Origin of the sequence: Dethiosulfovibrio peptidovorans (genome assembly GCA_002748665.1) — a bacterium.
Classification (GTDB): Bacteria; Synergistota; Synergistia; order Synergistales; family Dethiosulfovibrionaceae; genus Dethiosulfovibrio; species Dethiosulfovibrio peptidovorans_A.
On record PDTB01000019.1, the window covers coordinates 58,362 to 84,786 of the forward strand.

A 26,425-nucleotide genomic window follows, 5' to 3' on the forward strand; every position below is an offset into this window, starting at 1 on the left:
CTCGCCATCAAAATTAAACGATCAAAAAAGGAGCCGCCGCAGCCGCTCCCTTTGGTAGAACAAAGACTCTTCAGGCCTCCACGTCAAAAAGGGCGCCGAATAACTCCTGAACGTTTTCCACGAACCTCACGACACCATCGGGAGGGATCTTTCGAATGACTTTCTCCTCAGCGCCTCTCATCTCCAAGACCTCTATCTGAAACAGCTCGCTTTCGTCCCGAAAACGAAACCGAAGCTGACGATTAAAGATCTGAGCCATAGCCTCAGCCTGCTTCAGCGCCTTTCGGACAGACTCCTTAGGCACCTTCTCAAGAGATTGTACGGGCGAAGCAACCTCACCCCAAGCGTGCGGCCTATCCTTCATAACCGCAGAATAAGGCAGAGCCCCCTCGTGAAGGGGGGGTTGATACGAGGAGGGGTGCAACGACTGAGAGGTTATCTGCGTCCCCATATGACATTCCTCCTTCTCGACCAACGGATCGATGGTCTCTCACAGGGACAAAGGCGGGAGGGGAGCCCCTCCCGCCGAGGTACACGTACTCTCCAGCCCTTACCGGAGCAAGGACAGGACGTTCTGAGGCAGCTGGTTCGCCTGAGCAAGCATCGAGTTGCCGGCCTGCATCAGGATGTTCAGCTTGGTGAAGTTCATCATCTCCTTGGCCATATCGAGGTCACGGATACGGCTCTCAGCCGCCGTCAGGTTCTGACCGGCCACCGTCAGGTTGTTGATGGTGTGATCCAATCTGTTCTGGTAGGCTCCAAGGGCGCTGCGCTGCGTCGAGACGCGGTCGATAGCGTTGTCGATCACCGTGATCGAACGGGACGCCGACTCACGGTCGGTTACCACGATGGCGTCCACTCCAAGAGCGCGGGCTCCCATGTTGCCCATGCTGATACCCATATCCTCTTTCTCGTTGGCACCGATCTGGAAGACCGTGCTGTTGTCCGCGATGTGCAGCGTCGTCTCGTACACCGAGGTGTCGCGGGTCATAAGGAAGCCCTTCGCCGAATCGGACCAGGCGACCTTCACGTTGGCCATGGCATCGAACTCGACGTCCACGTTCTCGTGCAGCTCGCCGCGAAGCACGTTGCCCGTCACCTTCACGGCAGACGTCACCGTGTTGCCGTTGTGGGCGTCCTGCACCGTAACACGGAACTCGTTCTCCTTGGACTTCTGGATAACGTTCAGGCTCAGGGCGTTGATCACGTCCTCGTCTCCCGCAAAGGCCAAAGCTCCCGCCTTACCGGCAACGGCGCTGCGGATGACCATGGTCCCTTCCACTGCCTCGGGGCTGGACGCCGTCTCGTCGTCGACGAAAGAGACGAACATATCGGCATCGGCACCGACATACTTGCTCTGACCAAGCCCGAAGGCGACGGCGTCGTTCAGCTTCTTGGCCACCGCTGCCAGGGTGTCCCGAGAGTTCAGGGTGATGCTCGTCTTGGCCCCGTCGCCCTGGGTGATGGTGATGTTCTGGGGATCCTCAATCATGAACCGACCATTGGCGTCCCAGAACTTGTTCAGGTCGCGGAGGGAGACGTCGCCCTTCGCCGTCTGTCCAACGTATGCTGCGGTGAAGGTCGCGCCGACGGGAGCAGAAGTATGAGCAGTAATAGCTGAGTTGAAGGAGAGCTTGATGTCCGACTGGTAAACCTTACCGTTCTGGGTGTTCAGGTAGAACGAACGGAAATGGACGTCCTTGTTGGCCAGGGCCGTGGCCTGAACGGCAAAACCACGGGCATGCCCTAAAGTGGCGGTACTCCAGTTACCGGCCTTAGCCCAGTCCTCGTTCACCACAGCGGAGATGTTAATCGCCGCATCAGCATTAGCTGCGGCAGAACCAGCCAGGTGCATGACGATCCGGCCACCGACCTTGAAGTTCTGCACGTTAGCCGTAAGGCCAAGAGAAGCACTATCCATCTCAAAACCTAAACCGGTGTAGGACGTTTTCATTGCTGTGGTGAGGGTGAGGTTCTCATCAACGTAGGTTTTGACAGATCCATCCGTACTCATAACCTGAGACTCAGCACGGACAACAACGGTCTTGGCAGCGGTATTCACCGACAGGACCTCAAACATGATACTGGCAGCACCAGCGTTATCCGAGTACCCTGTCCCCATAGTGACCCCACCGGCGTTGTATTTTTGCACAACCGAAGAGACGACAGTACCAGCACCGGTTGTCTGAGCTACTTTATAATCTCCCGCAGGAAGCCCATCGACGGCGACACGCTCGTATCCTGCCTCGGTGTTCAGACCGACGTTCATGATCACGTTCTCGTGCTTCACCGTGAAGATGTCGCTTTTTTGGATCTCGGCCTGCCCGGGGTTGGCGCTGATCTTGATCTTGTAGTTGCCCTCAGCTGCCGACTTCTGACCAAACTGGTCCACCGTCCGAAGGCTTCCGCGGATGAACGCCTTGGTGCTCAGGTCGTCGCTCGACCACAGAGCCGAGGCTGAACCGTCAAGCAGCTTCTTCTTGTTGAACTGGGTCGTGGTGGAGATGCGGTCGATCTCCTCGCTCAGCTGGTTAACCTCGTCCTGGAGATACTTCCGGTCCTGGTTGGTCAGCGTATCGTTAGCGGCCTGGACGGACAGCTCTCTCATCCTCTGGAGGATGGAATGGGTCTCGTTCAACGCGCCCTCGGCGGTCTGGATCATGGAGATGCCGTCCTGACTGTTCATGACGGCTTTGTCCAAACCACGGATCTGGGCACGCATCTTCTCGCTGATGGCGAGCCCGGCAGCGTCGTCGGCCGCGGAGTTGATCCGAAGCCCCGTCGACAGTTTGTTGATGGATTTCTGAAGGTTGCGGTTGGTGGAACTCAGTGAGTTGTAGGCAAAGAGCGCAGGTACGTTGTGGTATACACGCATTACTTAATGACCTCCTTGTGTCGGTTCATTTTCTCTTCCGGGCATCCATGCCCGAAAATTCCGGTTCCCTCGTGCGCTTTTTTCGACTTTTTCACTCTCCCGAGACATCACCTCCTTTGATCGATTCGTATTTCTCTCAGATTCCGCCGCCTACGGCGACTTCACCCTCCGACTCTGTTTCGGCTGTCTCAAAGGAAATGTTGAGCCCTCGCTCTTGGAGAATCTTCATCAAAATCGGTGACATCGTGGGGCGATACCGCCCCAGGGGCTCCGGCGATTGGACGATCGCATCGATGATCTCATCGGCGGCCCGCCGTGCCTCGTCATCCTCGGCTAAAACCCCCATGTCCAGATAGCGACACAGCCACTGAGCAGGGCCAAAGCCCCGGGAGTCCCCGGCATGAGCTGCTGTCTGAACAAGATTCCAGGCTTGTCGAAGGGCTTCTCCGAATCGTCCCTCCAGGAGGGCCAGATCGCCCAGAAGCCGGTAATACTCGACAGGATTTTTTTTCTGGATAACCTCGGCCGTGCGCAGGGTATCCAGATAGAGATGCCAACGGTCTTTGATGGTCTGCTCAAGCTCGGCAAAGTCCTCGTCTCTTTCGTAGCGAAGGAGGTTACGAGCCACGGAGAGGGCCAGTCGAAAGGGAGGAACGTGGGTGAGGTCCGGCGTGCTGAGGATTCTCGCCATGTCCTTCAAAAAAGCGACGCTCACGCCCTCCTCCATCTCAATACCCTCAAGACGGGAAGAGGCCTCCAGGATAACTTTAACGGCCCGCTCACACCGCCCCTGCCCTTCAAGGCACAGAGCGAGGCGCCAGAGGGTCTCTCCTCCGTTTTGCGGGATGTATTTTTCGTCGAGCTTGTCCATAAGGACGCTGAGGCGAACGAGTTCGGTGCCGTCCTCGTCACGGTCGTCGTCCACCAGCGATTGAAGTTCGTCCAGCAGCGCTGCGGCTCTTTCCTCCAGGAGCTCGTCCGGTTCATGAGCCGCTAAAAGCTTCTGAGCGTTTTCATCTTGGCCGTACCAGTACGCAGCCTTGGCGACGTAAAAGAACCATTGGGAGAAGAACGTCAGGATAACTCTATGGCCGTCGATGATCTCCTGATAGGCGTCTCGCCACCGATAGACCTCTTCCATGGTTTCAAGGGAGCGATTGGCCGCCAGGACAGCTCCGCTAAGGTACGTGTAGCTCTGCCCGATGAAAGCCAGGGGGGAGTTCCCCTCGTGTATATGGTCCAACAGGGTCGCGGCTTCCATGCTTCGATCGCGCCTCTGGGCCGGAAGCAGCACCTCTGAAACGGATTGAACTTTTTTTTCTAAGTCGGCCAGTCGATCAATGGAGGCCTGTACCAAGGGGTGCCCCGACTCATGAAGCCGGTTTTGAACGGATTTGAGGATTTGAGCTGCGTCTTTTTTGTTTGAGGCTTCCCGAGCGAGAACCCACGCTGCATCTTTAAACGGCTCCACATCGGCAAGACGTTCGTCAAAAAAGTCGGAAAGGTCCTGGACAACGGTACCGGGGATGAGAGCTCCTCCCTGGGTGCAGTCACACAGAGGCAATCCGGCAGACTCGCAGCGTTTGGCAAATGACTCAAAGATTTTTATGAACTTGAACCACGTGACGTGGGTTTTCACCGGTCGACCATCGATCCCGGGGACCTCCAGAAGATTCTCGTATCGTGCGGCCTCGAGGGCCATGTCCTCCGCCGATGCGGTGTTTGAGGCGTGGCTTACCCCCTCAGAGCTGTAGGCGAGGTCTTGTCCGATAAGGGCCACAGCTGAGGCACCGATTGCGGCCCCAGTGGAGACGGCCATGTGGGCCACGGAGGCCCCACAGGCAAAGAGCTCTCCTCCCAGGATGGCTCCCATAAGCCAGTGGTCGAGGTCCAGCTCGGCCTTGCCCACGATTTTGACGGGGCCGGGCCAGCGGGCCACGGTCTGAGGTGAGCAGACGAAGGCCGCCACCAAGACGATCTCGGCGCACTCCTCGGGGTATTTTTGAATGAGGGGCCTGATGTTTCGGGTGTACATCTCCTCGGGACGCTCTATGGAGGTGATAAAGTGGGGCCTGATGCCCATGGACAGAAGCTTCCCGGCAGCGGTATCCGCAGCGACGATGATGACCCGATCCTGAACGTCCCGGAGCAAATGGACATTTTTATCCAGGGACGGCCCGGATGCAACGCACACGCAGGGACGCCCCGCAAGGTCGGAGAAGTCCTTAAAGTCTGGGCTGTTGACGATCCACGGGGTGTTCAGGGCAAAGTTTCGAACGCCTATGAGGGTGTCCTCGGCGGTGTTGCCCAGATATTCGACAGAAAGTCTGATCTGACGCCAGAGTTCCCGTTCGAGGGTCTGAAAGGTTTCGCCCAGTGCCTCAAGCTCTGCTGGATGACGAATGGTAACAGCATCGTTGGCCAAGAAGATCCCCAACGGACCGATGTTGACCCCCAGGGCCTCCTGAAGAAGCCCTTGATCGGCCGAGAGGACAAAAGAGATCCGGCACCCCTGAGGGAGCGCCGAGTACACGGACGTAAGGGAGAGGGTATGAAGAACCCTGTCCAAACACGGTTCCACCACGACAACGGCAAGAGCCGTATCGGGAAGCCCCCTCAGGACGTGGAAAAGATAAGGAGGGACCCCGACGCCGTGGACGAAAAAGACGCATTCACCCTGGTGTTTTTTTCTCTGCTCAGACGGCACACGCTCCAAATGAGATTGAAAAAACGGCTCCCCGTCCTCCCAGAAGTGCCAGTTTCCCTGAGGGGTCTCTCTCGTGGAGACCACGGAGGCCAGCCCCTCTCCCAGGGATTCCGCTCGCTCTTCAAGTCGCTTCGCCAAAAGAGGCTGGTAGGTCTGGAGGATCTGGAGGTTTCTCTTCAACAAAGATGATATGATCATGATGCACCCTTCCCGGTCGACTGCAACCCTTTGAGGGTTTTGTTGAGATCATCAAAAGATCGGTTCGCCGCACTGGCCTGTTGGTTTGTCGCCGCTATCTCCTGATAGAGCTCCTCTCGCCATATAGAGACACTGGCGGGAGCGTCAATGCCGATTTTGATCGTCTCTCCCATGATATCGAGTACTGTGACCTGAATGTCCCCGTTTATGCGCAGGGATTGCCCCCTTTTTCGCGAGAGGACTAACATTGAGCCTCGGCGTCCTTATTCATGGCGACGATGGTTTCCATCAGAGGCGCCCGGACCGAATAGTCCTCGTTGAGCACGATAACCTGGAAGGCCCGCCTCCGGTCCTGATCCACCAAAATAGGAGCTTTCAGGTTCACCGTCGCTTTGGACGGATCCCCCTGAGGAACCGAGAGCACCAGCAATATACCGACACCGCTCAGGTCTGGAGATGAGAGTTTTTCCCTGTCCGATGCCAGAATTTTCATGGTGTAGCCCGGGAACATCTGGATCGCCGGGACGACCGGAAGAGCCACATCGGAGGACTGGCAACTCTGAAGCCATTTTATGGCCGAGTCGTCGTCCCCGATCAGAATCCAGCGAAGGTCGTTCTCAAATCCGGGAAGCCCTTCAGGAAAAGAGAGAACCCCATGTTCGTAGAACGATATCTCACCGAAGCGGACCGTATGGACCCGCTGAGCCGTGTCGGTCTTTTGAGGACAATCGCTCATCGCAGGAAGTCCACCAGCGTAGGCTGGATAATTCGGGCGATGGTTGCGAGGCCCGCCTGGTAGATCGCTTGAGCCGACATAAACTCCATGGCGGCCTTGCCAAAGTCGGTGTCGCCAATGGAGCCGAGCAGCTCGGTGTAGTTGCCATTGTTCTGGGTGAGGCGATCGGAGCTGCCCTGATAGCGCTTGACCAACGCCCCCTCCTCGGTTCGACGGCCGAGTAACGCATCAATCTGAGCATCGATGTCGCTCAAAAGAGTGGAGATTCCCTCTCGATCTTGCCCCCGAACGGCGTCGACAAGGTCCTCCATCATGCCGAAGAAGTCAACCCGATGGTGGTCAGCTCCCGTGCGACGGGTAACGACTTGGTTGTAGGGGACAACTCCGCCCCGGGAGGTGGTGGTGACGGGGTCGCTCCCGAAAAGGGCATTTGTGGGACCGTTCAAGATCTCCACGTTATATCCCTGAGGGGAAACTATCATAAGGTGCCGATCTCCAGAACTGTCGGTGTAGTACTCGGCCTTGATGTCCTGTCCCTGAAACCGGGCGTTGATCAACTCGTCCAAATTCCCCAGCTCATCCAGAGTCGGATCGACACTGAACGTCAACTGACCGTCACCATTTTTATCCAGGAGGCGAAGGTCGATGGTGTGTTCGTAGCCGTCTACACGGACGGTCAGCGTATGATCAGCGCTGATGTCCACAACGGCAGCAGCGGGAAGAGCTGCACCCCGAATTCCGGTACTGATGCCAAAGACCTCAGCCGCACCGCTCCCCCCCGAGGACATAGCAGCAGGCTCCAGATCCACCACGTTAACGGCCGAGCCGTCCCTGGCTAAGAGGGAGAGGCGGACATCACCGACTACGCCGGGGTCGGTATCCACGTAGGCGACGTTGAGCCAGGAGCCAGCGTATTTCTTGATTTTCTGCGCCACGTCTTTCATGGTATCTCCCACACCGACGGAGATTGCAACCGACCGTCCCGGAGTCTCAATGCGGAAGACTCCGCCGGCGGTGACACTGGTTGACTCATTGACGGCAGTCCCTTGGATTCCGGTAGCTATTCCGCTCTGGAGAGCCAACCCCGCGCTGAAGTCCCTGACGGCGGGATCGCCGAAGGGCTGATCCACGAACATAAGGGGCTCGCCGGAGGAAGCAAACATGGCAACTCGGGTTCCCGAAGCATCGACAGGAAGTTCCCTGAACTGAATAAGGTCCTTCCCATCGGGGCCCTTACCCACCTGGCGCTGAATCTCCTTTGCCAATTTGTTGGCATCCACGCCCCCCCCCGTGAGCACGTCATCTCGGTACAACTTAACTTCGTAATCCCGAGGGCCCACGGAGACGGTCATCCGAGCAGGCATGTAGGGATCGAGAACAGGGGTTGCACTGCTGTCCAGAGGGAACGTTCCACCGCTGGTAGCATAGACCGCCGTCGACAACCCCATGGTCTGGGCCAGGGTTGTGTTGGGCTGACCGAGCGTAGGAGAGAGGTCCATGACGCTTACCGGGGAACCATCCTTGGTACGGAGGATAAGTTTCTGAGTGCCGTTCTCGACGTTGTCTGTGTTATCCGAAAGAGTCGGCCCCCCCACATCGTCCCCTGGATCGGTGTGAACGATCACCTCAAGCCAGTCACCGGCAACGGAGCGAAGCTCTTGAGCAAGCGATTCCATGGTCATGTCGGGACCAGCGTTAACGAGCATTTCGGCCTTATTCTCCCCGGCCTGAATATACCAATGAACTTTGTTGGTGTTGCTCAGACCGCTGGCGACGTTCACTCCCGGGTTGAACTCGGTACTCTGGAGAGACGTCTCCATACCTAAAAGCTCCATGAGGCCGACGTGGCTATGGTCCTTGCTCTCTAAAACTGGACTGGAGGCCAGCGCGTCAGTACCAAAGACACCGGTAGCACCGTCATTGGGCGTGACGTCCACTCTTACCCCCGGCTCGGAAGCGATAACGACAAGTCTGGCATTGGCGGTTCCTCTGCCTAAGACCCTGGCCTCTACTCCATCCTCAGCAGATATTTTTGTCGCCATATCGTCCAGGCTATCGCCTGCCTGAAAAGCGATAGAGAGGACTTTATCGCTATTAGATAAAATAACGTCGATGGACCCATCGGACGCGAGAACGTAGCCCGCTGTATCGTCGACCACAGGAGATTCAACCGCCTGATTCATGGGCATATTGTCGGTCTCGGGCCAGGAGTTGATGGCGATGGGCTCACCAGTATGGCTGCGGATCTCAAGTCGCTGGGTTTCCGTGGCGTTGTCCGTGTGGACCCTGACGGTGATCAGCTTACCAGCGTCCCCCATGTTGACCGATTTTTCGATGATCTGAGCGATCTCGTCCAACGTGAGGGAGTCCATCTCGCCAGGATCCCGAAAGCGGTTGTAGTCCCCGGCATCGATGCTGTCTCGGTTATTATCCAGCCAGGCATCCTCAGGGATACGGACCTTGACGGAGCGTTCACCCACGTTGAACCGGATGATCTCGTTCCGCCCCTGCCATTGGAAGTTTTGGGGCAAATCGACGCTTTGGACGGAGTATTGGTCGTAGTACTGTGGGAAGACCTCTCTCCCCGTGAGGGAAACATCGCTCACGATACCCCGCTCCATCTCGAACTGAACCCGATAGTCGTTTCCCTTATAGACCACGTGCCCCAGAGCATCCCTCTGGAAGGGAGGGATGGATGTATGAGCCCCCGAGAGGATGAACCGACCCTCTACGCTGTAGTTAGCCGTTTGGCGCATGGCTTCCTGAAGCTGTGTAAGCTCCTGAGCGATCGCCTCCATTTCAGAATTCTCCAAGGCTCCATCCCCGGCACGGACGGCCAATGCCCGAACGCTGTCGATCTGTTCGCCGATCTGGTCCAATGCCGTGTCCGTGTTCTTAAGCCAGGTGAGACCGTCCCTCATGTTTCGAACGTATTGAACGTTCTCGAAGATGGTCGTGCTCAGGGAGATTTCACGAGTGACGTCGATAGGAGCATCCGAAGGCTTATGATGGAGCTTGCCGGTATTCGTCTGTTTGTTGAGGAGCATGAGCCGACGCAGGTTTCGATGCATGTCGGTCAGCATGCCGGTATGCATCATGGGGTTACTGATTCGTCGCATGAATTCGCCTCCTTACAGGCCCACTCGGCCCATTCCGTTAATAACCCGCTCCAGCATTTCGTCCAGGGTGGTGACAAAGCGGGAGACGGCGTTGAACGCCTGCTGGAATTGCATGATGTCCATCATTTCTTCGTCGATATTGACGCCCATGACGGACTGACGTTGTCCCTCGATCTGATCGATCAGGGCGGTCTGGTTGGAGAGCATGTTCTGGGAGCGCTCACTCCGAACGCCAAGACGGGCGATGAAATTTTCATAATATTCGTTAAAGCTGGCACTGTCCCCAGCCAGTACTTTGGCCTGTTTGAGTTGGGCCATGTTGATCGCGTTGTCACCGTTGCCGATGCCTTTAGCGTGCCCCTGACCGTCGTCGGCCGCAGCTCCCAAGAGACCTGGGGTGGCTCGGAGGAGTTCGTTGACCGCGAGCTTTCGGGCTGCCCCTCTGAGTTCGTGGATTGGGGTGAAAAAGGCAACGCCCGTGGTGTCAGACCATGCGCCCATACCGTGACCGGCGTAGTGAACAGCGTTCATCTCGGAGATGAGCCCATAGGCGATGTCGTCGAAGATGTCCAGATGGTTCAGAATGACGTCGTCCCGAGATTCAAGGAGAGCACGTATCTCCCCACCTTTGACATGGTGGTCGACCTGAATCGTGGCAGGTCCATACCCATGAAGATGATAGACGATACCTTTGGTAACGTCGTCGCTGACCGAGGCTTTATACCCATCCGCTGCAGAGAGGATCCGGGCCCTTCGGAAGTCGTTGGAGACGGAGAGATATCTCTCGTTGTCGACCATAACCAGGGCATCCGTCGAGAAATCCACGATCTCGGTGGTGTAGTTATCGTGATCGCCGTTCATGAAGCCTAAGCGTCGGGCAGCATACGTCTCGCCATTGACGGAACCCATGACGTTGATTCTCTGCCCCTCCCCAACGGCGTCGCTCTCGAGCACAAGGTGGTAGTCCCCCTTGCCGTCGGTCTTGATGGCGGCATGAAGCCACTGGTTGGGATCATCGGGCATCCCCACACCGTTATTGTAAGAACCGTTGATTTTGTTGGCTATGGTTTCAAGGCTGTCATTTTCCTCGATGGTGATGACGACCTCAGGACTATCGTTGGACAGGCCAACGATATCCGACAGGAAGGAACCTTTCATGTCGTTGAAGGATAGAAGGTGACGTTCCTCGGATCGAACCACGAGACGGTCCACTGTGCCGGAGGTCTCAACGGAGAAGTTGAGATGAGCACCGACCCCCGAGGTATTCTGAAGAAAATCCTGAAGCTCATCCAAGTCCAGAGCATTCCCCACATCGGTCACGGCCCCAAGAGTGGAACCACAACGGCTGGAAAGTTGCCACGCCGAAGCGGCAGCGTCCCACCTGAGCGTGACATACAGCTCGTTCGGGTTGCCCGGCAGGTTCTGAAGGTCTTGAGAGGCAATCCGAAAAACGTACTCGGTGGGGTCGTCTCCGGCAGGTTGCTTGAGAAGCACGGGACTGCCCATCTGGTTGTCCATCTCTTTGCCCGTGGGCTGGACCCCGGCGGTTCCAACCTGAAGCCGCAAGACACCGGATATCTCCATCTTGGCTTTGGGGTCGCTCACAGGAAGCCGACCGGTAACGCCGTCGATGGGCGCACCGCCGACTTTCCACGTCATGGTGTTGGCCATACGCCTGACGGCTATAGCATGTATGGCCTTGGTGGCCTGCTGTTCAATGGAGACCGAGATCACGTTGGGATCCGAGACGTAGTCGAAGCGGTTATCCTCAACCTGGACATCGTAGTATCCTCTGTTGCCGGCTACCCCGGTCAACTCGAGATGTCGGGCCTTCTCTCCCTGAACCAGGATACGCCCTCCCAGGTAGATTTTGTATTCACCGTCATCGGCGTCGCAGGGGCAGTTGACTTCGGCGTCGATGAGTTTACAGAGAGATTCGGCCAGGAGATCCCGACGGTCATAGAGATCATTCGGGTTGGCGTGTGCCCCCTCAATTTCCCGGATGGTGACGTTGAGAGCGGCAATCTGATCGATGTAGGTGTTGGCCTGCTGGACTTTGAGTCTGACCTCTCGGTTCAGCCCCTCCCGATATTCTTCGTAGTTCCGGGCGAGACTGTCCATGTAGGTGGCCAGTGTGCCAGCTTTGGAAATCAAATTCTCTCGAGCTGAGATTTTATCGGGTGCCTTGGAAAGCTCCTGTATCGCCGCCCAGAAGTCGTCCAACCCTACTTTGAGGCTTTTCCCCTGGGGCTCGTTGACAAAGGTTTCCAAAGTATCCAGAGCATCAGTCATGACATCCCAATAGCCCTCAACCGTGACTTCCTCCCGATACTGAAGGTCTAGAAACTGGTCTCGAAGACGGACGATAGCGTCGATTTTGACACCAGTACCGATCTGTCCGGGGATGGCTGGACGGTGCAGCCCAGGGGCCGTGAAGGGATATGTGGTGCTGGGCTCTACCCGTTGCCTTGAGTATCCCGGAGTTTCCGTATTGGAGATGTTGTGCCCCGCCGTCTCAAAACCCCGACGGATGTAGTTGAGAGCCCGTTTGCCCATGTCGAAGCCAAAGAAGCTGTTGATCATGGTTTCTTTTCACCTAACCTTTCATGTCAAGCCCGGGAGGCATACCTCCGCCTCCAAGCCGACGCCATTCGCCGAGCATCATTTCGTTGAGAGCTTTATATTCTTCCACCAAAGTGGAGAGGGTGTTCATCTCATCCTGAGCCTCGGAAACGACCTGACGAAGGGCCGTTCCCGCCTCTTGGATATCCTGAGCGTCTACCTCAGGCATCTGGGCAACGAGAGCGTCCAGAGTAGGTTCGCAGTCTCGCTCTGCGGCCAGTTTTTGAACGGAAGTCTTACGCAGAGATTCAGCAGCAGCGGCTTCACGCTGAGCCTTATCGGTGGACCGCAAGAGGTCGTTCAAAAGTTCGAGGCGCCCCTCTTTGAGCGCCTCTCGCTGTTGCCTCACCAAGTCCACGACCTGACGAATGGCCTCGGTCTGCCGCCGGAGGGTCTGAAGAAGCTGCGACGACCACATGTCAGATCTGATCCCTCGTGATTCCCGCCGCAACCAGTCGAGTTGCCAGCAGACGAATGTCAGGACGGTATGTCCCAGCATCGATCTGTGCTTTGACGGCCTGCACGACGTCTTTTCGTGTTTCGGATACCTTTTTTATGTCGCCACCGACCATGGCTTTAGATAAGACCTGACCGAAACTGCTGACCTCCACTCCATCTGTCGACTTGTTGCGAGTGCTGACAGTCTCTCCGGGGTTTCGTTTGACTGTAGGCATACCACCGGTGTATGTATAGGCTTTTCCGACCTTGTCTATCATGTCTCTCTCCCCTTTATAGCCCATCGTTGGTTTTGTATCGGAGCTCAGCGTCACGATCTTGAGCGACGAGTTACGCAGAAGATTTGCCTCAGCGCACTCGTCGATCCCGGCGTTCCTGACTGAACATGGTACTTTTTTTATGCTCAGTGTCCACGGAGAATCCCCGCATCAGATTCTGACGACAGGAGTCGCAGTATTGCTCTCCCCTGCGGATGGCAGTGCCACAGGAGCGACAATGCCCTTCCTCATCGCCCTCAAGATGGGAGAACTCAAGCCGTCCCTGTTCTACCAAAGTTTCAAGGTATACGGCATCCACGTTGAGTACCTCCGAAAGCTGGAAAAGGTTCAGGCTCTCTTCCCAATGGTCCCTCAAGGCAGCCCGAGCCTGGGTGTAGACCTTGTCCAGCTCGTCCCAGCAGTCGGGACAGACATTCGGCCCGGGGGTGGCAAAAACTTTATCACACAGTCGGCAGTGTTTTAGTTTCATCTTTAATTCTCCTTTTCAAACATAAGTCGGGACGCTGTCCACGTCACAGCCAAAACCACGTTGCCCCCAGCCTCCTGAATCGCTTCGGAAACCCGAAGCAATGTGGTCCCCGTCGTTCGGACGTCGTCTACAACGACACACGTGCGCCCTCCCAGATCGGGGCCGACCCAACTGCAGGCCCCCCGAGGGAGGTTTCGTCGTTCCCACAACGAAACGGACGTCTGTCTTGGATGACGTGTAGTCCAACAAAGGCCATCTATCACAGGGGCAGACCATTTTCGAGCCAACCCCGCAGCGATCCAGGTCGCCTGATTGTAGTAGCGGCGACTCCCCTTGTGAAGTGGCGCAGGAATGACACACGCGTCGCTGAATGACGGTATTCTGGCCGCCAGAATCTGCCCCAATCGGAATCCAAGGGCAGCTCGTCCCCCATATTTTACCAAGAGAATCAGGTCCTTAGAGATTCCTTCATGGGGGGCACCGGCCATTGCTGGCACACCGTTCGGCAGGGTACTGTGATCGAGCCGAAGGTTTCGTTCCAGACGACTGAAACAGGGATCACACAGATCCTCCCCCAAAAACCCGCAGACGGCGCAGCTCGTGGGCCAGAGAAGATGGGCCAGAAGGTCATTCACGAGTATTCGATGGGACGTCTGAGAAGCATCATGAGCCCTCCATCAGAGCGGAAGCCCAGGTGAGAGAGGAAAGGCCCCAGTTCGCTGGTGTAGGTGAAGACCATCGGGATGTCCCTAATTGCCGGGTGTTTCAGAGCGTAGTCCATGAGTTTTGATCCTAAACCTTGCCCCTGGTGATCTGGATGGACAACCACATCCCAGAGGGATGCGCGAAAGGCAAAATCGGTGAGGATTCGGCAGAAGGCAACGAGTTCTCCCTTAAAGCGCACAGAGAAACACAGGTCCGTATGCTTCAGCATGGTCTCGATTTGAGCGATGGAACGACTGCGGCCCCACCGGGTAAATCGGTAGAGGCTCTGAAGCTCAGCGGCAACAATGCCTATTTTGCTGTCGTAGAAGAGGTATGTATCGCTCATGGTCCGTCCTCCTGAGACGAAACGTTCAAGACAACTCGAACTGGTCCTTCTGTGTAGATGTCTCCGGCGGCTACAACGGAGACAGTCTGGGGGGCAGACGAGCGCTCCAGGGCGTCTACGGCCTCGTAGAAGTCCGTGGCGTCAATCTGTCCTACGGTTCGAGTGAAGGGATCCCGAAGGATTCCATCACGAACGGCTGTGGCGTTCACCTCTCTGAGGATGCTATGAAGAGAGGTTTCGATCTGGGAGACGGTCGGCGCTGGCTGCACGAGACGACGATAGAGCTCTTCACCGGCCCGATAGACCAGCACGCTCTCGTAGACCCGGTATTTAAGGCTAAGGGGCTCGCCCGCTACTGCGTTAGCGGCAGCCCTGACCCGGATGACTTTCCGACTGTCGATAACGGTACATCGAGAGACGATTTGAGATTCGCCGACCTCGTCCTTAGCAACGGATATCTCCTGAGGAGATATGGAAGCCCTGCGGGCGATGACATAGCGAACTTTGTCTCTGAGGCGGGCCATGATGTCCATGACATCTTGTCTGGACGCTCCCTCCAAAACGGTTTCCTGGGCCAGGAGTTCTCCTGAAAAGGCCACAACCTGCCCTTCTCGAGCGGCTTCCAGTCCACGTCGAAGATTCGCTGCGTCGTTGCGAAGGGTTTGCAGCTCCTCAAGCACCCCTTTTTTCTGGTCCCGAAGGTTTTGAAGTTCTTTCTTTGTTTTGTCCAGTTCAGGGGTCAGGGACGAGAGCTGTTGCTCTTTATCCTCGAGTTTTTGAAGGCTCTCCACGTATCGAAGGCCCATGAGCTCCGATTCATCGCGGCTCTCTTGAAGTTCCTCGGTCAAAGCCAAGATCTGTCTCTGAACGTATTTGAGGCTGAATATAGCGGTGCGGACGGTATCGGAGGTAACGGCAAGGGCAGCGATAATTCCCATCGCGATAACCATCCCCGTGAGAGCCGTGATGACCCGGCTTGTGTATCTGGGCCGAAGACCAAGGAGGGAGATGCGTTTTTTTGCGATTCTCATACCCAGGATGTCGCCGAAGAAAGCGACCAGAGCACTGAGGAGAACCGTAAAGAGAATAAGCTGCCAGTTAACCTCCGAAAGAAGCTCGCCTCCGAGATTCACGGGATTATCTCCTCCATGTATCGAAGATGCCGACGAAGCAGCGCTTCGACCTGTTCAGCAGGGTGATGTTCACCCTGATCCATGCCTGGACATCTCCGGGCGGTCTGAGCCCACCGGTCAGGGCTGCTCAGATTTTCGGGCCAGAAAGGCCAGGTTCGGCATTGCAGGGGGCGGCTGGTGTAGATACGACATCGGTCGGAATCGCTATCATAAAACAAACAGCGACCGTCGGGATGTTCGCCAATGCTCGGCGAACTCCACCGTGCCGTGACGTAGAGGCGCCTGAAGTCCTCAATCGAAAGGTTCAGAGATGCCGCTATCCCAGTTTCTTCCTCTGAGGAAAAGAATATGGCCCCCGGCTCACCTCGGCAGCATCGACCGCACCCGAGACACGAGAACCGAAGGCCTTGTCTCCACCATTGGAGCTCCATCACAATGGTGGAGTATCCCCTTCGTCTCCCTGCAGAGACGAGCTTAAAGAGTCGTACAGGACTTTCCAGAGACCGTTGTCGTTCTGACCTGCCAAAGCCTCCGAGGCCATTTCCACTGAGAGGTCTTCCAGCACGCCAAATGGGCGGTCTTCGTCCTTGCGGCCACCGATTTCTCGGGCGTGGGTCATCATTTTTTTCCACGTCTGGGCTAACAAGATACTTTCGAAGTCCTGACAGGCTTTTTTCAGGACATCCCGTGGATCACCGGATGCGGCGCCATTTATGTTGAGAGTGTGTATTGGGGGATGTTCTCCAATTTTCATCGCACAAACCTCCTTATCACATAACCACGAGATCACCGTGAAGAGCCCCAGCCTGGTCGATGGCCTGCAGGATACCGATAACATCCCGAGGCGATGCCCCTACAGCGTTGATGGCGTCCACCAGCTGCTCTACCGTAGTGGTCGATTCCAGCTTGACGAAAGAGCCTTTTGTTTCATCAGCCTGGATCTGAGAGTTGGCATAGGGGGTGGTGACCCCAGCGCTGAATGGATTCGGTTGGGAGACTTGGTTCTCTTGGTCGATCCGTACCGTCAGGTCACCGTGAGCCACGGCGACAGCACTGATCTGGACGTTCCCCCCCATGACGACCGTCCCAGTTCGCTCGTTAACGACCACCCGGGCCTTAAGATCCGGAGTAACCCGAACGTTTTCCACATCGGCGATAAACGTCGATGGAGAGGAAACGTACGCTCTGGGGAGTTGTATGTCTACCCGACCGGCATCGGTCGGAGAAGCAATGCGGCCAAAGCGATCGTTGAGAACAGTGGCGATTCGCCGAGCTGTCGTAAAATCTGGGTTTCTCAGGAGCAAGGTAACCGAACCATTGCCCGAAAATTCGGTTTGTACATCACGTTCCACGATGGCACCACCGCTGATCCGTCCGACCGTGACGATGTTTTTAGTTACGCTGGAGCCCGTCGATCCAGCGGAGAATCCCCCGACCAATACAGGACCCTGGGCAACCGCGTATGTGTTGCCGTTGGCGGCTTTGAGAGGTGTCTGAAGTAAAACACCTCCCTGAAGGCTTTTGGCGTCACCCAAGGTACTCACCGTGACATCCAGGGTCTGCCCCGAACGGACAAAGGCCGGGAGAGTCGCCGTGACCGCGACAACAGCGACGTTTTTGCTTTTGACGTCCTTATCCGACAGGGTAACCCCAAAGCGACGCATCATGTTGCGGAGGGCCTGAACGGACATTTTAGATTTATCACCGGTGCCCTGCAGTCCCATGACGACACCGACTCCTGTGAGCTGATTCTCCCGAACGCCCTGGACGTCGACCAGGTCTTTGATACGGACTTCAGGATTGATCGCTCCCCAGGAGAGGTTGCCTGTCACAAGAGACATGACGCCAGCCAGGAGAATCAGGAGCAGTTTCCGTCGGTTCATACGCTTTTTTCCCTTCTAAACAATTCTAAAAAATTGACTGGAGGATCTGGGTCAGAATCCCAGGTTGTTGGAGCTTGGTCAAGGTGCCCTTGCCGTCAACGATGAAGTCGACGTTGGCTACTCTGTTACTGGATATGGTGTTGTTTCCATCGACATCCTGCGGACGGATAGCTCCCCGGAATCGCATCCGAAGGGTCTCTCCATGAGTTTTGAGGTCACGGGTCCCCTCGATAACCAGGTTTCCGTTAGGAAGAACCTCGGTGACGATACAGGTGATATCAGCTTGAGTGGAGTATGTTCTCTCCGATTTGCCATCACCGGTGGAGCTGGAGCCAGTGCTGATTCCGAGTCCTTTGATGAAATCCAGGAGCCCCGTCCCCTCGCTGACATTGGCTCCCCCATCTTTTGTGGTCTCTGTCTTCGCCTGGTCCTTGGTTTTGGTGATCTCGTCCACATGCACCATGACGATATCTCCTACCTGAGACGGTCGTTCATCTCCAATGTAGTTAGTCCCGTCCTGCCACAGGGACTGCCCCTGAGCCGGCAAGTTCGGTATCGCTCCTATAAACCCACAGATTGCCAGAACGATGATCAACGATCTCATTCCGTCACCTCCACGATTCCCGGAGCCGTCACAATTCCCAGGATGACTTTTTTCGTTTTTTTATTACGAATCTTGACGGTGTCGCCCAAAGCTCCACCGTCTAAGGCCCGGCCTATAGCTGTGACGATGAACCCCTTGTTTCGGCAGACGATTCGAACCCAAGATCCCGGTCTGATGACGTCAGGTTCGTCGGTGATTCGAAAGGTGAAAGGGGTTCCTTTAGCCATATCCCGTTCCACCGCCATACCAACCAAGGATCTGGGGTCGTTGTAATATCGACGATTCCGGCGAGCCTCTATTGTGGTCACTGCCATATCCCCAGCTGTAATCATCTCCCCCCGACGCAGATATCGATCAGCGACGACAACCGGCAGAAGCCACCGAAGCCTTACAGGCAGCACACACTCCCCTGTTTTCGTCGAGAACCGCAGGTTCAGTGCCTCGTTGCCCGGATATAATCGATCAGGAGGTATGAGTTTAGCTCCAGGAGGAATGGACGCCCCCTGGATGTCCAAGGCTCCCTGCCATCCTGATGCCACTCTGAGCCAGCGCTCTATGTCACTCTCCATACGAAACGGAACCCTGTCCGCCATAAGGATCCTGAGGGTCACCCCTCCGATGCCGGCCTTGGACAAGGCAACGACGACATCGTCGGGGGTAATAACGTTCCCCGACGGACAGAGAGTCGCCCATGCAGCTTGACGGAGGAGCTCAGGCACATCGCAGGTAACGGTAGCGACAGAGCAGAGACGGAGGGGGCCATCGGTCACCACCGCCCCAGGCGACAAGGAAACTGAAAGCTCAAGCGCCCCTCCCGGTAGAGATCCGAGAAGGAGGACGGAAAGAAAAGCTGCAGCTACGAGAGAAAAGCGGAACCCGGTCAGGCCCCGCCTCCCACCACCGTCAGAAGACGACACCGACGCCCAACCTCAGCGCTTCAGGTTGTTGGCCAGCTCGAGAAGCCTGTCTGCGGTCTGAATGGTTTTCGAGTTGGCCTCGTAGGCCCTCTGGGCCACGATGAGATTCACCATTTCCTCGACAACCTGGACGTTGGAACGCTCAAGGATACCCTGTTGCAATGTTGGGAAGTCATCTTCCCCGGGATTGCCAACCTGAGGTTCACCGCTAGAACCCGAGGGAACAAAAAGATTCCGGCCGATGGCTCGAAGCCCTGCGGGGTTTACGAAGCGGACGAGCTGGATCTGCCCCACTTCCTGGTTCGTATCATCACCAGGTTGTTTGATGTAGACCTGGCCAGTAGAGCTGATGGTGATTTCCGTTGCGTCGTCAGGGATGACGATAGCCGGTTCAAGAAGGTATCCGTCAACGTTGACGATCTGACCGTCTCCATCTTTGTTCCATTCCCCGTTCGCTGTGTATGCTATTTCCCCGTTAGGCATGACAACCTGGAAGTAGGCGTTCCCCTCAATGGCAACGTCCAAAGGGTTATCGGTTATCTGATAGTTCCCCGGGGTGGGCATGCGAGTTGTCCCGGTAACACGAGTACCCAACCCCACCTGTATACCGGTAGGAACCGTGGTACCACCTTCGACGGGAGCCCCGGGCTCTCTGTTGATCTGGTACAGAAGGTCGGCAAAGTTTGCCCTCACTTTTTTGAAGCCAACGGTGTTGACGTTCGCAAGGTTGTTGGACGTCACATCCAAGTTTGTCTGCTGGGCAATCATGCCGGTTGCGCCGCTCCATAAAGATCGAATCATGGGTATGCCTCCTTAGGACGAAGCCTACGTTTTGCCAAGGGACGAGATGAGCTGCCCCGTTATATCGTCGGTAGTTTGAATACCCTTGGAGGCCGCCTCGTAGGCTCTCTGGGCCTCAATGAGCCGGACCATTTCCTCTACCACGTTGACGTTAGAGCGCTCCAGGGCCCCGACCACTACTCTGGCCCCGGGAAGCTGCTGAGGTGCCCCAGAATCCCCCGTCTCAGCGAGGAGGTTTTTCCCCATTTGACGAAGAAGGCTTGGGGAGTCAAATCGGACTATCTGAACCTGCCCGATCACCACGTCATCGGCGAGAAGCTGGCCATCGTCGGTAAAGGTGGCTGAGGACGCTTCGCCAATGGAGAGAGATCCCCCATCACCCACGAGCAAATGTCCATCAGGGGTCTTGAGCTGGCCCTGCTCGTCGGGGATAAAGTGCCCCGAGCGAGTATAGAGCTGCCTCCCCTCACTATCCTGTATGACAAAAAAGGCTTGGGGATCCTCCAAAGCGATATCCAGATGGTTATCGGTAACCTGGAGATCGCCAGCATCGGTGCTCATATAGGTCTCCGAGAGAACTTGATTCATGGAGCTCTCCCCGATGGGATGGCTCCTCCAGGGCCAGGGGGGAAGCTCTCCTTGGGCCTTATCGGGATCGATCCGCTCCATCAACACCTCGGGGAACGACTTAGTCACCGGTTTACGAGCCCGAAAACCAGCGGTGTCGACGTTTGCCAGGTTGTTAGCCGTAACGTCCGTGGCACTTTGTTGGACCATCATGGCAGAAACCCCAGCGTATATGCCCTTGTGCATATTTGTCCCTCCTTACCAGCGACGACGACGGCCTCTTCGTGCAGAGAATAAGATACCGCCCTTGCCCGAAGCCAGCAATCGATTAATGTTAGCTAAGGCCATGCCGGTCCCCAAAGCAACGCACTCGGTAGGCTGCTCTGCAGCGAAACACCGGATCCCGGTCTGCCTCGATATGAGCTCGGCAAGTCCCCGAAGGAGCGAGCCTCCTCCAGTCAGGACGACCCCGCCATCTATGATATCGGCCGAAAGTTCCGGTGGCGTGAGCTCCAAAACGTTTCTCACCCCATCAACGATAGATTGAACTCGCTCGCCTATAGCGGAACAGACGCTTCGACTACTGACCTCAATCTGACGAGGCAATCCCTGAACCAGGTCACGCCCCTTGAGGGTCATCTCGTTCTCCTCTCCGTCAGACAGGCAGGTTCCGATCATGATCTTGAGGTTTTCCGCCATCTGCTCTCCGATGGCCAGATTGTACTGCCGCCGAAGATATCGCATGATGCACTCGTCGAACTTGTCCCCACCTATTCGGAGAGACTTTGATATGACAACGCCCCCCAAAGAGATGACGGCGATATCCGTAGTACCACCGCCGATATCGACCACCATTTTGCCCCGAGGCTCCTCCACGTTGAGTTTGGCACCGATAGCAGCCGCCATGGGCTCCTCGATGAGGAAAGCTTCCCGAGCACCCACCTCTACCGCAGCCTCAAGCACCGCTCGCCGTTCTACGTCGGTGGCCCCCGAGGGGACACAGATCATTACACGGTTTCTGAAGAACCGACGGACCCCCGTGTTGACCCGACGCATAAAGTACCGGAGCATGGTCTCGGTCATCGTGTAGTCAGCGATGACGCCATCCCTGAGGGGACGGACGGAGATGATATTGCCCGGCGTCCGCCCGACCATATTTTTAGCCTCGTAGCCGACAGCCAGGATTTTTCCGGTTTCCTGGTCCACCGCCACAACCGAGGGCTCCCGCAGAACAACGCCCTTACCCTTGACGTAGATCAGGACCGTGGCCGTTCCCAGGTCTATTCCTATATCGTTTCCCATACCAAACACGTGGCAGTCTCCTCCTCCGAAGGGGCCCTACCCCCTATCCTCTGTGACTCTACGATTGTACCGTTAAAAATCCTTATAGCCAACCCGCCAGAAAAAAAGGCCTGTTGCCGGCACGGTCATAGCTGAACGAATTCGGCTCTCGCCCCGGAGAAGATCCTCAAACCAACGATGATCTTTTCGTCCCTGGGCCACAGCGTCCAAGTTACCTACCATGATCCGAATCATGTTCGTCAGAAAGGCCGTACCCCGAACCCGGAGAATCGAGAGACGTCCCCGCCGAATATGTCGAACCCGCAAGAGCTCACGTACCGGGTTATCGGGACACTCTGAAACTCGACAGAAAGCGCTGAAATCGTGGACTCCCTCCAACATCCGGCAGCACCTGTGAATCGCCGCATGGTCCCAATCGTCCCTCTTTCGCCACCATACCATAGCTTTTAAATGAGGATAGCAGGATGGCCCATGCCAGACAAAATAGGCATACTCTCTCCAGAGAGCGCTTTTTCTGGCGTCAAATTCATCAGGGACAATTCCGGCTCGCATAATCGATATCGATTGAGGCAGGTGAGCGTTCAGGGCCAAGACGAGTCTGGAAGGCTCCCATTCCCGCGACAATGAAAACGAGGCGACCTGTCCCCGGGCATGTACACCACTATCAGTTCGCCCTGCTCCGGTAACTGGAACGGGACGCTGATCCAAAAGGGCCAGAACCCGCTCCAATTCCCCCTGGACCGACGGATGTCGTGGCTGACGCTGCCATCCCGAAAAAGCATCGCCTCGGTAGGAGATCTCAACGGCGTATTTCATAACCCCAGATGCGTCTCCAGGACGGTAATACCCACGACGATCAACACCACGAAGGAGAGCACGGCAGTGTCCTTCCATCCCCAGAAGAATGGATGCATCCTCGTCCGTCCTCCTCCGCCCCGGTAGCATCGAGCTTCCATGGCTACAGCCAAGTCGTCGGCCCTTTGAAAGACGATGACGAACAATGGAATGAGGACCGGGACAAAGGCTTTGAGACGTTTCAGAAGTCCGCCTCGGTCCAGATCGGCCCCCCGGGCGAGCTGGGCTTTCATAATTCGATCGGTCTCGTTGATAAGCGTGGGGATGAATCTCAAAGCGATGGTCATCATCATGGCAATTTCATGGGCAGGAAGACCAAAGCGCTTGAAAGGCGACAGAAGGGCTTCGAGACCATCGGCCAAAGCCATAGGGCTGGTAGTAACCGTCAGAAGGTTGGCAAAGAGGACGAGAAATAGAAGCCTAAGAGCCATGTACGCCCCCATTCTCAATCCCTCACGAGTTATGCTCAAAGGCCCCAGGGTCGCCACGGGAGTACCCGACGTGAAGAAAATGTTGATGACAGCGGTAAAGGCAATGAGGATCATGACGGGGCGAATTGTTCGAAACAGAATTCTCAAACTGATCCGAGAAAGCATCGACAGAGCCAGTAAGAGGACTGCCCAGGATATAAACCCCAAGGGTTCGTCCACTAGGAACACGCCGGTAAGGAGAACCAAAGTGGCCAGGATCTTACAGCGAGGATCGGCCCTGTGAATGGGCGAGTCCGCCGGAATATACTGTCCAAAGCTCATGTTGTCCAAAAATCTCACCGAGGAGACCTCCTCTGCATGAGGCTCTCTGAGAGAACCTGCGGGTCACAGCTGAAGGGAACGGAGAATCCTGCCTCGGTCAATCGAAGCCAGAGCCGCCCTAGCTCGGGCAGAAGCAACCCGTCAATGGGGCTACGATCCAGAGAGCGAGCTACCGATTCAGGCGAACCCTGACAGGCAATGGCCCCCTTCTCCAGGGCAACCACCCAGTCGCTCAGATCCAATGCCAATTCGAGGTCGTGAGTTACCATGACTATGGCGGTTCCTTCCCTATGGATTCGTCCCAGGAGTTCCATCAGATGTCGCTTTCCCGATGCGTCCAGGCCAGCGGTGGGCTCGTCCAATACCAGATAGGAGGGACGAACCGTTAAAACCGATGCGATGGCAACCCGGCGTTTCTCCCCTCCAGATAACCGAAAAGGGGAGCGATCCAGATAGGACGGGGACAATCCAACCTGATCAAGTATAAGAGGAAGCACGGTATCCAGTTCCCGAGGGTCGATCCCCCAGTTATTGGGGGCAAAAGCGAGCTCTTCCCGAACGGTCTCGGCAAAAAGCTGCTGTTCCGGGTACTGAAATACCAGCCCAACCTTCCGACGAATGGCCCGTCGGTCCTGCTTGTCACTGGTGGACAGGCCGTCCACAACGACATCCCCTTCATTCGGCAGAAGCAGGGCATTGAGATGCTGGGCCAGGGTAGATTTTCCACTGCCCGTATGTCCAACGATGGACACCCATGCGCTCTCAGCAATGTCTAAAGAGATTTCCCGAAGAGCTACAGTTTCGAGTGGGGTCCCCTTATGGTAGATATGACTTACGGATTGGACGCTGATGGACATAGAGCGCTCACCAAGCTTTCGACGGTTGGAGCTACTTCCCCCTGGATGCAGCCAGCGTCCTTAAGTCTGCGCCATAGAACGACGAGAGGGGGAATCTCCAGACCCCATTGATCCAGAGGTTGAAAAAAGAGATCGTTGGGGGTTCCATCCCAAAGGATTCGCCCTTCACCCAGGACGACCGCCCTGGTCGCCCGAACGATTTCTTCCAGGCGATGGGTGATGTGGACTACCGTAACTCCCCGTTCGTGAAGCCTGGTCAAAAGATCCAGAACCTCACGACGCCCTTGAGGATCCAGCATGGCCGTGGGCTCATCCAAAACCATGCAGGTCGTCTCCATTGCGATCGCACCGGCGATAGCCAGCCGTTGCTTTTGTCCCCCTGAAAGGGTGTACGAGGCAGCCTTGGCTTTGGCCTCCAGGCCAGCGATGGACAGAGCCCGATGTACCCGTTCCCGAATGTCATCCGGCGAGAGTCCCAGATTTTCTGGACCAAAGGCCGTATCATCCTCTACGACTGTTGAGACTATTTGATTTTCAGGGTTTTGAAAAACCATTGAGACGGATCGACGAATGTCCCATAGGTGAGTATTGTCCTGGGTCTCCCACCCCAGAATACGACAAACGCCCTGCGTAGGAACGAGCAGGGCGTTCAGGTGTTTCGCCAGAGTGGATTTCCCCGAACCGTTGCCCCCGAGGAGAGCAAGCCACTCACCTTGATGCACGTCCAGAGAGATTCCTGTCAAGGCAGCCCTGTCAGTCTCCTGGTATCGATATTCCACGTCCTCCAGGGAGATGACGATGGGGGCGGTCATCCCTCTAAACCAGGGAGATGACCGCCATAGGCGCAGCGTCGCCGTTTCTGTAGCCAGTTCGAACGATACGAGTATACCCACCAGGACGTTCAGCGTAGCGAGGAGCCACATCGTCGAACAGCTTGTTGACAGCCGCCTTGTGGTTCATCCTCGAGATGATCAGTCTCCGATCATGGAGAGATCCTCCCCGAGCTCGGGTGATGAACTTCTCCGCCACCCGACGAACTTCTTTGGCCCGGGTCACCGTAGTCTCAATGCTTTCCTGCAGGATCAAGCTGGCAACCAAGTTGGCCAGCATGGCCCGACGGTGACTACCAGGGCGACCGAGTTTTCGTCTATCGACTCGATGTCTCATTCAGACTCGTCCTCCTTGTCCATGCCGTCTTCCAAGTTATCCTTTTGGAGAGACAGGCCCATGTTTTCAAGTTTTTCTTCAATCTCCCGAAGAGATATCTTGCCTAAATTACGGATCTTCAGGAGATCATCTTTTCCTCGGCTGATCAGGTCACCTATCGTGTAGATTCCTCCTCGAAGCAGACAGTTCTCGCTCCTGATGGAGAGCTCCAAGTCGCGAACCGCCCGAGAGAAGAGGACATTGCCTTCGTCCTCACCGTCTTCCTCGGAGAGCCCCTCATCGGAGTCGGTCAGCCCCGCCACCACAAGCTCAGGAGAACCGGAAGGATGGCGTTTTTGAATTTCGTCTACAACGATAGTAAAATACTTTCGAAGGAGTTTAGCCGCTTCAGCGACGGCGACATCCGGCGAGACGACTCCATCGGTTTCCACATCCATGACGATCCGCTCGTAGTCGGTTCGCTGACCAACTCTTTCAGCCTGCACCTCGTACTTGACCCGCTGAATCGGGGTGAAGATAGCATCAATCATGATGGCATCGGCAGGAAGATAGGACGGTCTCGAACGATCAGTGGAAACGTACCCTACACCTTGTTCGATATACACCTCAAAGGACAGCTGCGCTCCCTCGGCCAAGGTACAGATATAGGCATCGGGATCGACAAATTCAATTTCGCTGTCCGACTGAAAGTCAGAGGCCGTGACCCGCCGCTCACCATCCACCTCCAGACGAAGCACGCGAACTTCAGAGCTGTAGGATCGTATCGGAATGTGCTTCAAATTGAGAAGCATCTCAATGACATCTTCTCGAACTCCAGGAATGGTGCTGAACTCATGGACCACGCCGTCTATACGCACCGAGGTAATAGCCGCTCCCTTAATGGAGGACAACAAAGCCCTCCGAAGGGCATTACCGATGGTGACGCCGAACCCCCTCTCAAGGGGCCCGATGACGATTCTGGCACTAGTCGCCGAACAGGTATCATCAACTCGGATTTCAGGCCTCATAAATTCCAATGATCCCAACACCTTTCCCAGATAAATCGCCACTGATCGACGGTGTTCTGTCGCCGGTCG

At 56.1% G+C, this 26,425-nt stretch carries 27 protein-coding genes; all 27 read right to left on the minus strand.

The window, feature by feature from the left end; translation table 11 throughout:
* Positions 1–70 precede the first annotated feature (70 nt).
* The 27 genes from CSA35_04750 to CSA35_04880 all read right to left on the minus strand — a co-directional run bounded on the left by CSA35_04750 (position 71) and on the right by CSA35_04880 (position 26,356).
* On the minus strand, positions 71–451 hold the full coding sequence (locus tag CSA35_04750) for a hypothetical protein (GenBank protein ID PIE54682.1): 381 nt from the start codon (positions 449–451) through the stop codon (positions 71–73).
* 99 nt (positions 452–550) lie between these two features.
* Positions 551–2,875 (minus strand): flagellin, encoded by a 2,325-nt coding sequence (locus CSA35_04755; protein PIE54683.1) that lies wholly within the window; start codon positions 2,873–2,875, stop codon positions 551–553.
* Positions 2,876–3,011: 136 nt separating this feature from the next.
* Positions 3,012–5,780: a hypothetical protein gene (locus CSA35_04760; GenBank protein ID PIE54684.1), complete on the minus strand. Its 2,769-nt coding sequence runs from the start codon at positions 5,778–5,780 to the stop codon at positions 3,012–3,014.
* Positions 5,777–6,028 carry a carbon storage regulator gene (gene csrA / locus CSA35_04765; GenBank protein ID PIE54685.1) on the minus strand — a complete coding sequence of 84 codons (252 nt, stop codon included), beginning with the start codon at positions 6,026–6,028 and terminating at the stop codon, positions 5,777–5,779. Before csrA ends, CSA35_04760 begins: the two co-directional genes overlap by 4 nt.
* Positions 6,022–6,516: a flagellar assembly protein FliW gene (locus CSA35_04770; protein ID PIE54686.1), complete on the minus strand. Its 495-nt coding sequence runs from the start codon at positions 6,514–6,516 to the stop codon at positions 6,022–6,024. The genes csrA and CSA35_04770 overlap by 7 nt, the downstream gene beginning before the upstream one ends.
* Positions 6,513–9,635 carry a flagellar hook-associated protein 3 gene (gene flgL / locus CSA35_04775; GenBank protein PIE54687.1) on the minus strand — a complete coding sequence of 1,041 codons (3,123 nt, stop codon included), beginning with the start codon at positions 9,633–9,635 and terminating at the stop codon, positions 6,513–6,515. Before flgL ends, CSA35_04770 begins: the two co-directional genes overlap by 4 nt.
* 12 nt (positions 9,636–9,647) lie before the next feature.
* Positions 9,648–12,218, minus strand: a complete 2,571-nt coding sequence (gene flgK, locus CSA35_04780) for a flagellar hook-associated protein FlgK (protein ID PIE54688.1) — start codon at positions 12,216–12,218, stop codon at positions 9,648–9,650.
* 13 nt (positions 12,219–12,231) lie between these two features.
* The gene (locus tag CSA35_04785) at positions 12,232–12,756 is read right to left on the minus strand and encodes a hypothetical protein (protein PIE54689.1); all 525 of its coding nucleotides are present in this window, start codon (positions 12,754–12,756) and stop codon (positions 12,232–12,234) included.
* On the minus strand, positions 12,677–13,027 hold the full coding sequence (locus CSA35_04790) for a hypothetical protein (GenBank protein PIE54690.1): 351 nt from the start codon (positions 13,025–13,027) through the stop codon (positions 12,677–12,679). The genes CSA35_04785 and CSA35_04790 overlap by 80 nt, the downstream gene beginning before the upstream one ends.
* Positions 13,028–13,061: 34 nt before the next feature.
* On the minus strand, positions 13,062–13,460 hold the full coding sequence (locus CSA35_04795; GenBank protein ID PIE54691.1) for a hypothetical protein: 399 nt from the start codon (positions 13,458–13,460) through the stop codon (positions 13,062–13,064).
* Positions 13,461–13,462: 2 nt separating this feature from the next.
* Entirely contained in the window at positions 13,463–14,095 is a 633-nt protein-coding gene (locus CSA35_04800) for a phosphoribosyltransferase (protein PIE54692.1), read from the minus strand.
* Complete coding sequence (locus tag CSA35_04805; protein ID PIE54693.1) at positions 14,092–14,511, minus strand: GNAT family N-acetyltransferase; 420 nt, start codon at positions 14,509–14,511, stop codon at positions 14,092–14,094. Before CSA35_04805 ends, CSA35_04800 begins: the two co-directional genes overlap by 4 nt.
* Positions 14,508–15,665, minus strand: a complete 1,158-nt coding sequence (locus CSA35_04810) for a hypothetical protein (protein ID PIE54694.1) — start codon at positions 15,663–15,665, stop codon at positions 14,508–14,510. Before CSA35_04810 ends, CSA35_04805 begins: the two co-directional genes overlap by 4 nt.
* Positions 15,641–16,075, minus strand: a complete 435-nt coding sequence (locus tag CSA35_04815; GenBank protein PIE54740.1) for a zinc/iron-chelating domain-containing protein — start codon at positions 16,073–16,075, stop codon at positions 15,641–15,643. Before CSA35_04815 ends, CSA35_04810 begins: the two co-directional genes overlap by 25 nt.
* Positions 16,075–16,398, minus strand: a complete 324-nt coding sequence (locus CSA35_04820; GenBank protein PIE54695.1) for a hypothetical protein — start codon at positions 16,396–16,398, stop codon at positions 16,075–16,077. The genes CSA35_04815 and CSA35_04820 overlap by 1 nt, the downstream gene beginning before the upstream one ends.
* Before the next feature lie 16 nt (positions 16,399–16,414).
* The gene (gene flgI / locus CSA35_04825; protein ID PIE54696.1) at positions 16,415–17,527 is read right to left on the minus strand and encodes a flagellar biosynthesis protein FlgA; all 1,113 of its coding nucleotides are present in this window, start codon (positions 17,525–17,527) and stop codon (positions 16,415–16,417) included.
* Positions 17,528–17,552: 25 nt separating this feature from the next.
* Positions 17,553–18,131 carry a flagellar biosynthesis protein FlgH gene (locus CSA35_04830; GenBank protein PIE54697.1) on the minus strand — a complete coding sequence of 193 codons (579 nt, stop codon included), beginning with the start codon at positions 18,129–18,131 and terminating at the stop codon, positions 17,553–17,555.
* Positions 18,128–19,048 carry a flagella basal body P-ring formation protein FlgA gene (flgA, locus tag CSA35_04835; protein ID PIE54698.1) on the minus strand — a complete coding sequence of 307 codons (921 nt, stop codon included), beginning with the start codon at positions 19,046–19,048 and terminating at the stop codon, positions 18,128–18,130. The genes CSA35_04830 and flgA overlap by 4 nt, the downstream gene beginning before the upstream one ends.
* A gap of 12 nt (positions 19,049–19,060) precedes the next feature.
* Positions 19,061–19,849: a flagellar basal-body rod protein FlgG gene (gene flgG, locus CSA35_04840; protein ID PIE54699.1), complete on the minus strand. Its 789-nt coding sequence runs from the start codon at positions 19,847–19,849 to the stop codon at positions 19,061–19,063.
* 24 nt (positions 19,850–19,873) lie between these two features.
* Entirely contained in the window at positions 19,874–20,662 is a 789-nt protein-coding gene (locus CSA35_04845) for a flagellar biosynthesis protein FlgF (GenBank protein ID PIE54700.1), read from the minus strand.
* A 12-nt stretch (positions 20,663–20,674) separates the two neighbouring features.
* Positions 20,675–21,727, minus strand: a complete 1,053-nt coding sequence (locus tag CSA35_04850; GenBank protein ID PIE54701.1) for a rod shape-determining protein — start codon at positions 21,725–21,727, stop codon at positions 20,675–20,677.
* Between the two features lie 63 nt (positions 21,728–21,790).
* Positions 21,791–22,534 (minus strand): tRNA pseudouridine(38-40) synthase TruA, encoded by a 744-nt coding sequence (locus CSA35_04855; protein PIE54702.1) that lies wholly within the window; start codon positions 22,532–22,534, stop codon positions 21,791–21,793.
* Positions 22,531–23,343, minus strand: coding sequence for a transporter (locus CSA35_04860; GenBank protein PIE54703.1), 813 nt, complete (start codon positions 23,341–23,343; stop codon positions 22,531–22,533). Before CSA35_04860 ends, CSA35_04855 begins: the two co-directional genes overlap by 4 nt.
* Complete coding sequence (locus tag CSA35_04865; protein ID PIE54704.1) at positions 23,340–24,182, minus strand: energy-coupling factor ABC transporter ATP-binding protein; 843 nt, start codon at positions 24,180–24,182, stop codon at positions 23,340–23,342. Before CSA35_04865 ends, CSA35_04860 begins: the two co-directional genes overlap by 4 nt.
* Positions 24,158–24,994: an energy-coupling factor transporter ATPase gene (locus CSA35_04870; GenBank protein PIE54705.1), complete on the minus strand. Its 837-nt coding sequence runs from the start codon at positions 24,992–24,994 to the stop codon at positions 24,158–24,160. Before CSA35_04870 ends, CSA35_04865 begins: the two co-directional genes overlap by 25 nt.
* Before the next feature lie 4 nt (positions 24,995–24,998).
* Positions 24,999–25,349: a 50S ribosomal protein L17 gene (locus CSA35_04875; GenBank protein ID PIE54706.1), complete on the minus strand. Its 351-nt coding sequence runs from the start codon at positions 25,347–25,349 to the stop codon at positions 24,999–25,001.
* Positions 25,346–26,356, minus strand: a complete 1,011-nt coding sequence (locus tag CSA35_04880; GenBank protein PIE54741.1) for a DNA-directed RNA polymerase subunit alpha — start codon at positions 26,354–26,356, stop codon at positions 25,346–25,348. The genes CSA35_04875 and CSA35_04880 overlap by 4 nt, the downstream gene beginning before the upstream one ends.
* Positions 26,357–26,425: the final 69 nt, after the last annotated feature.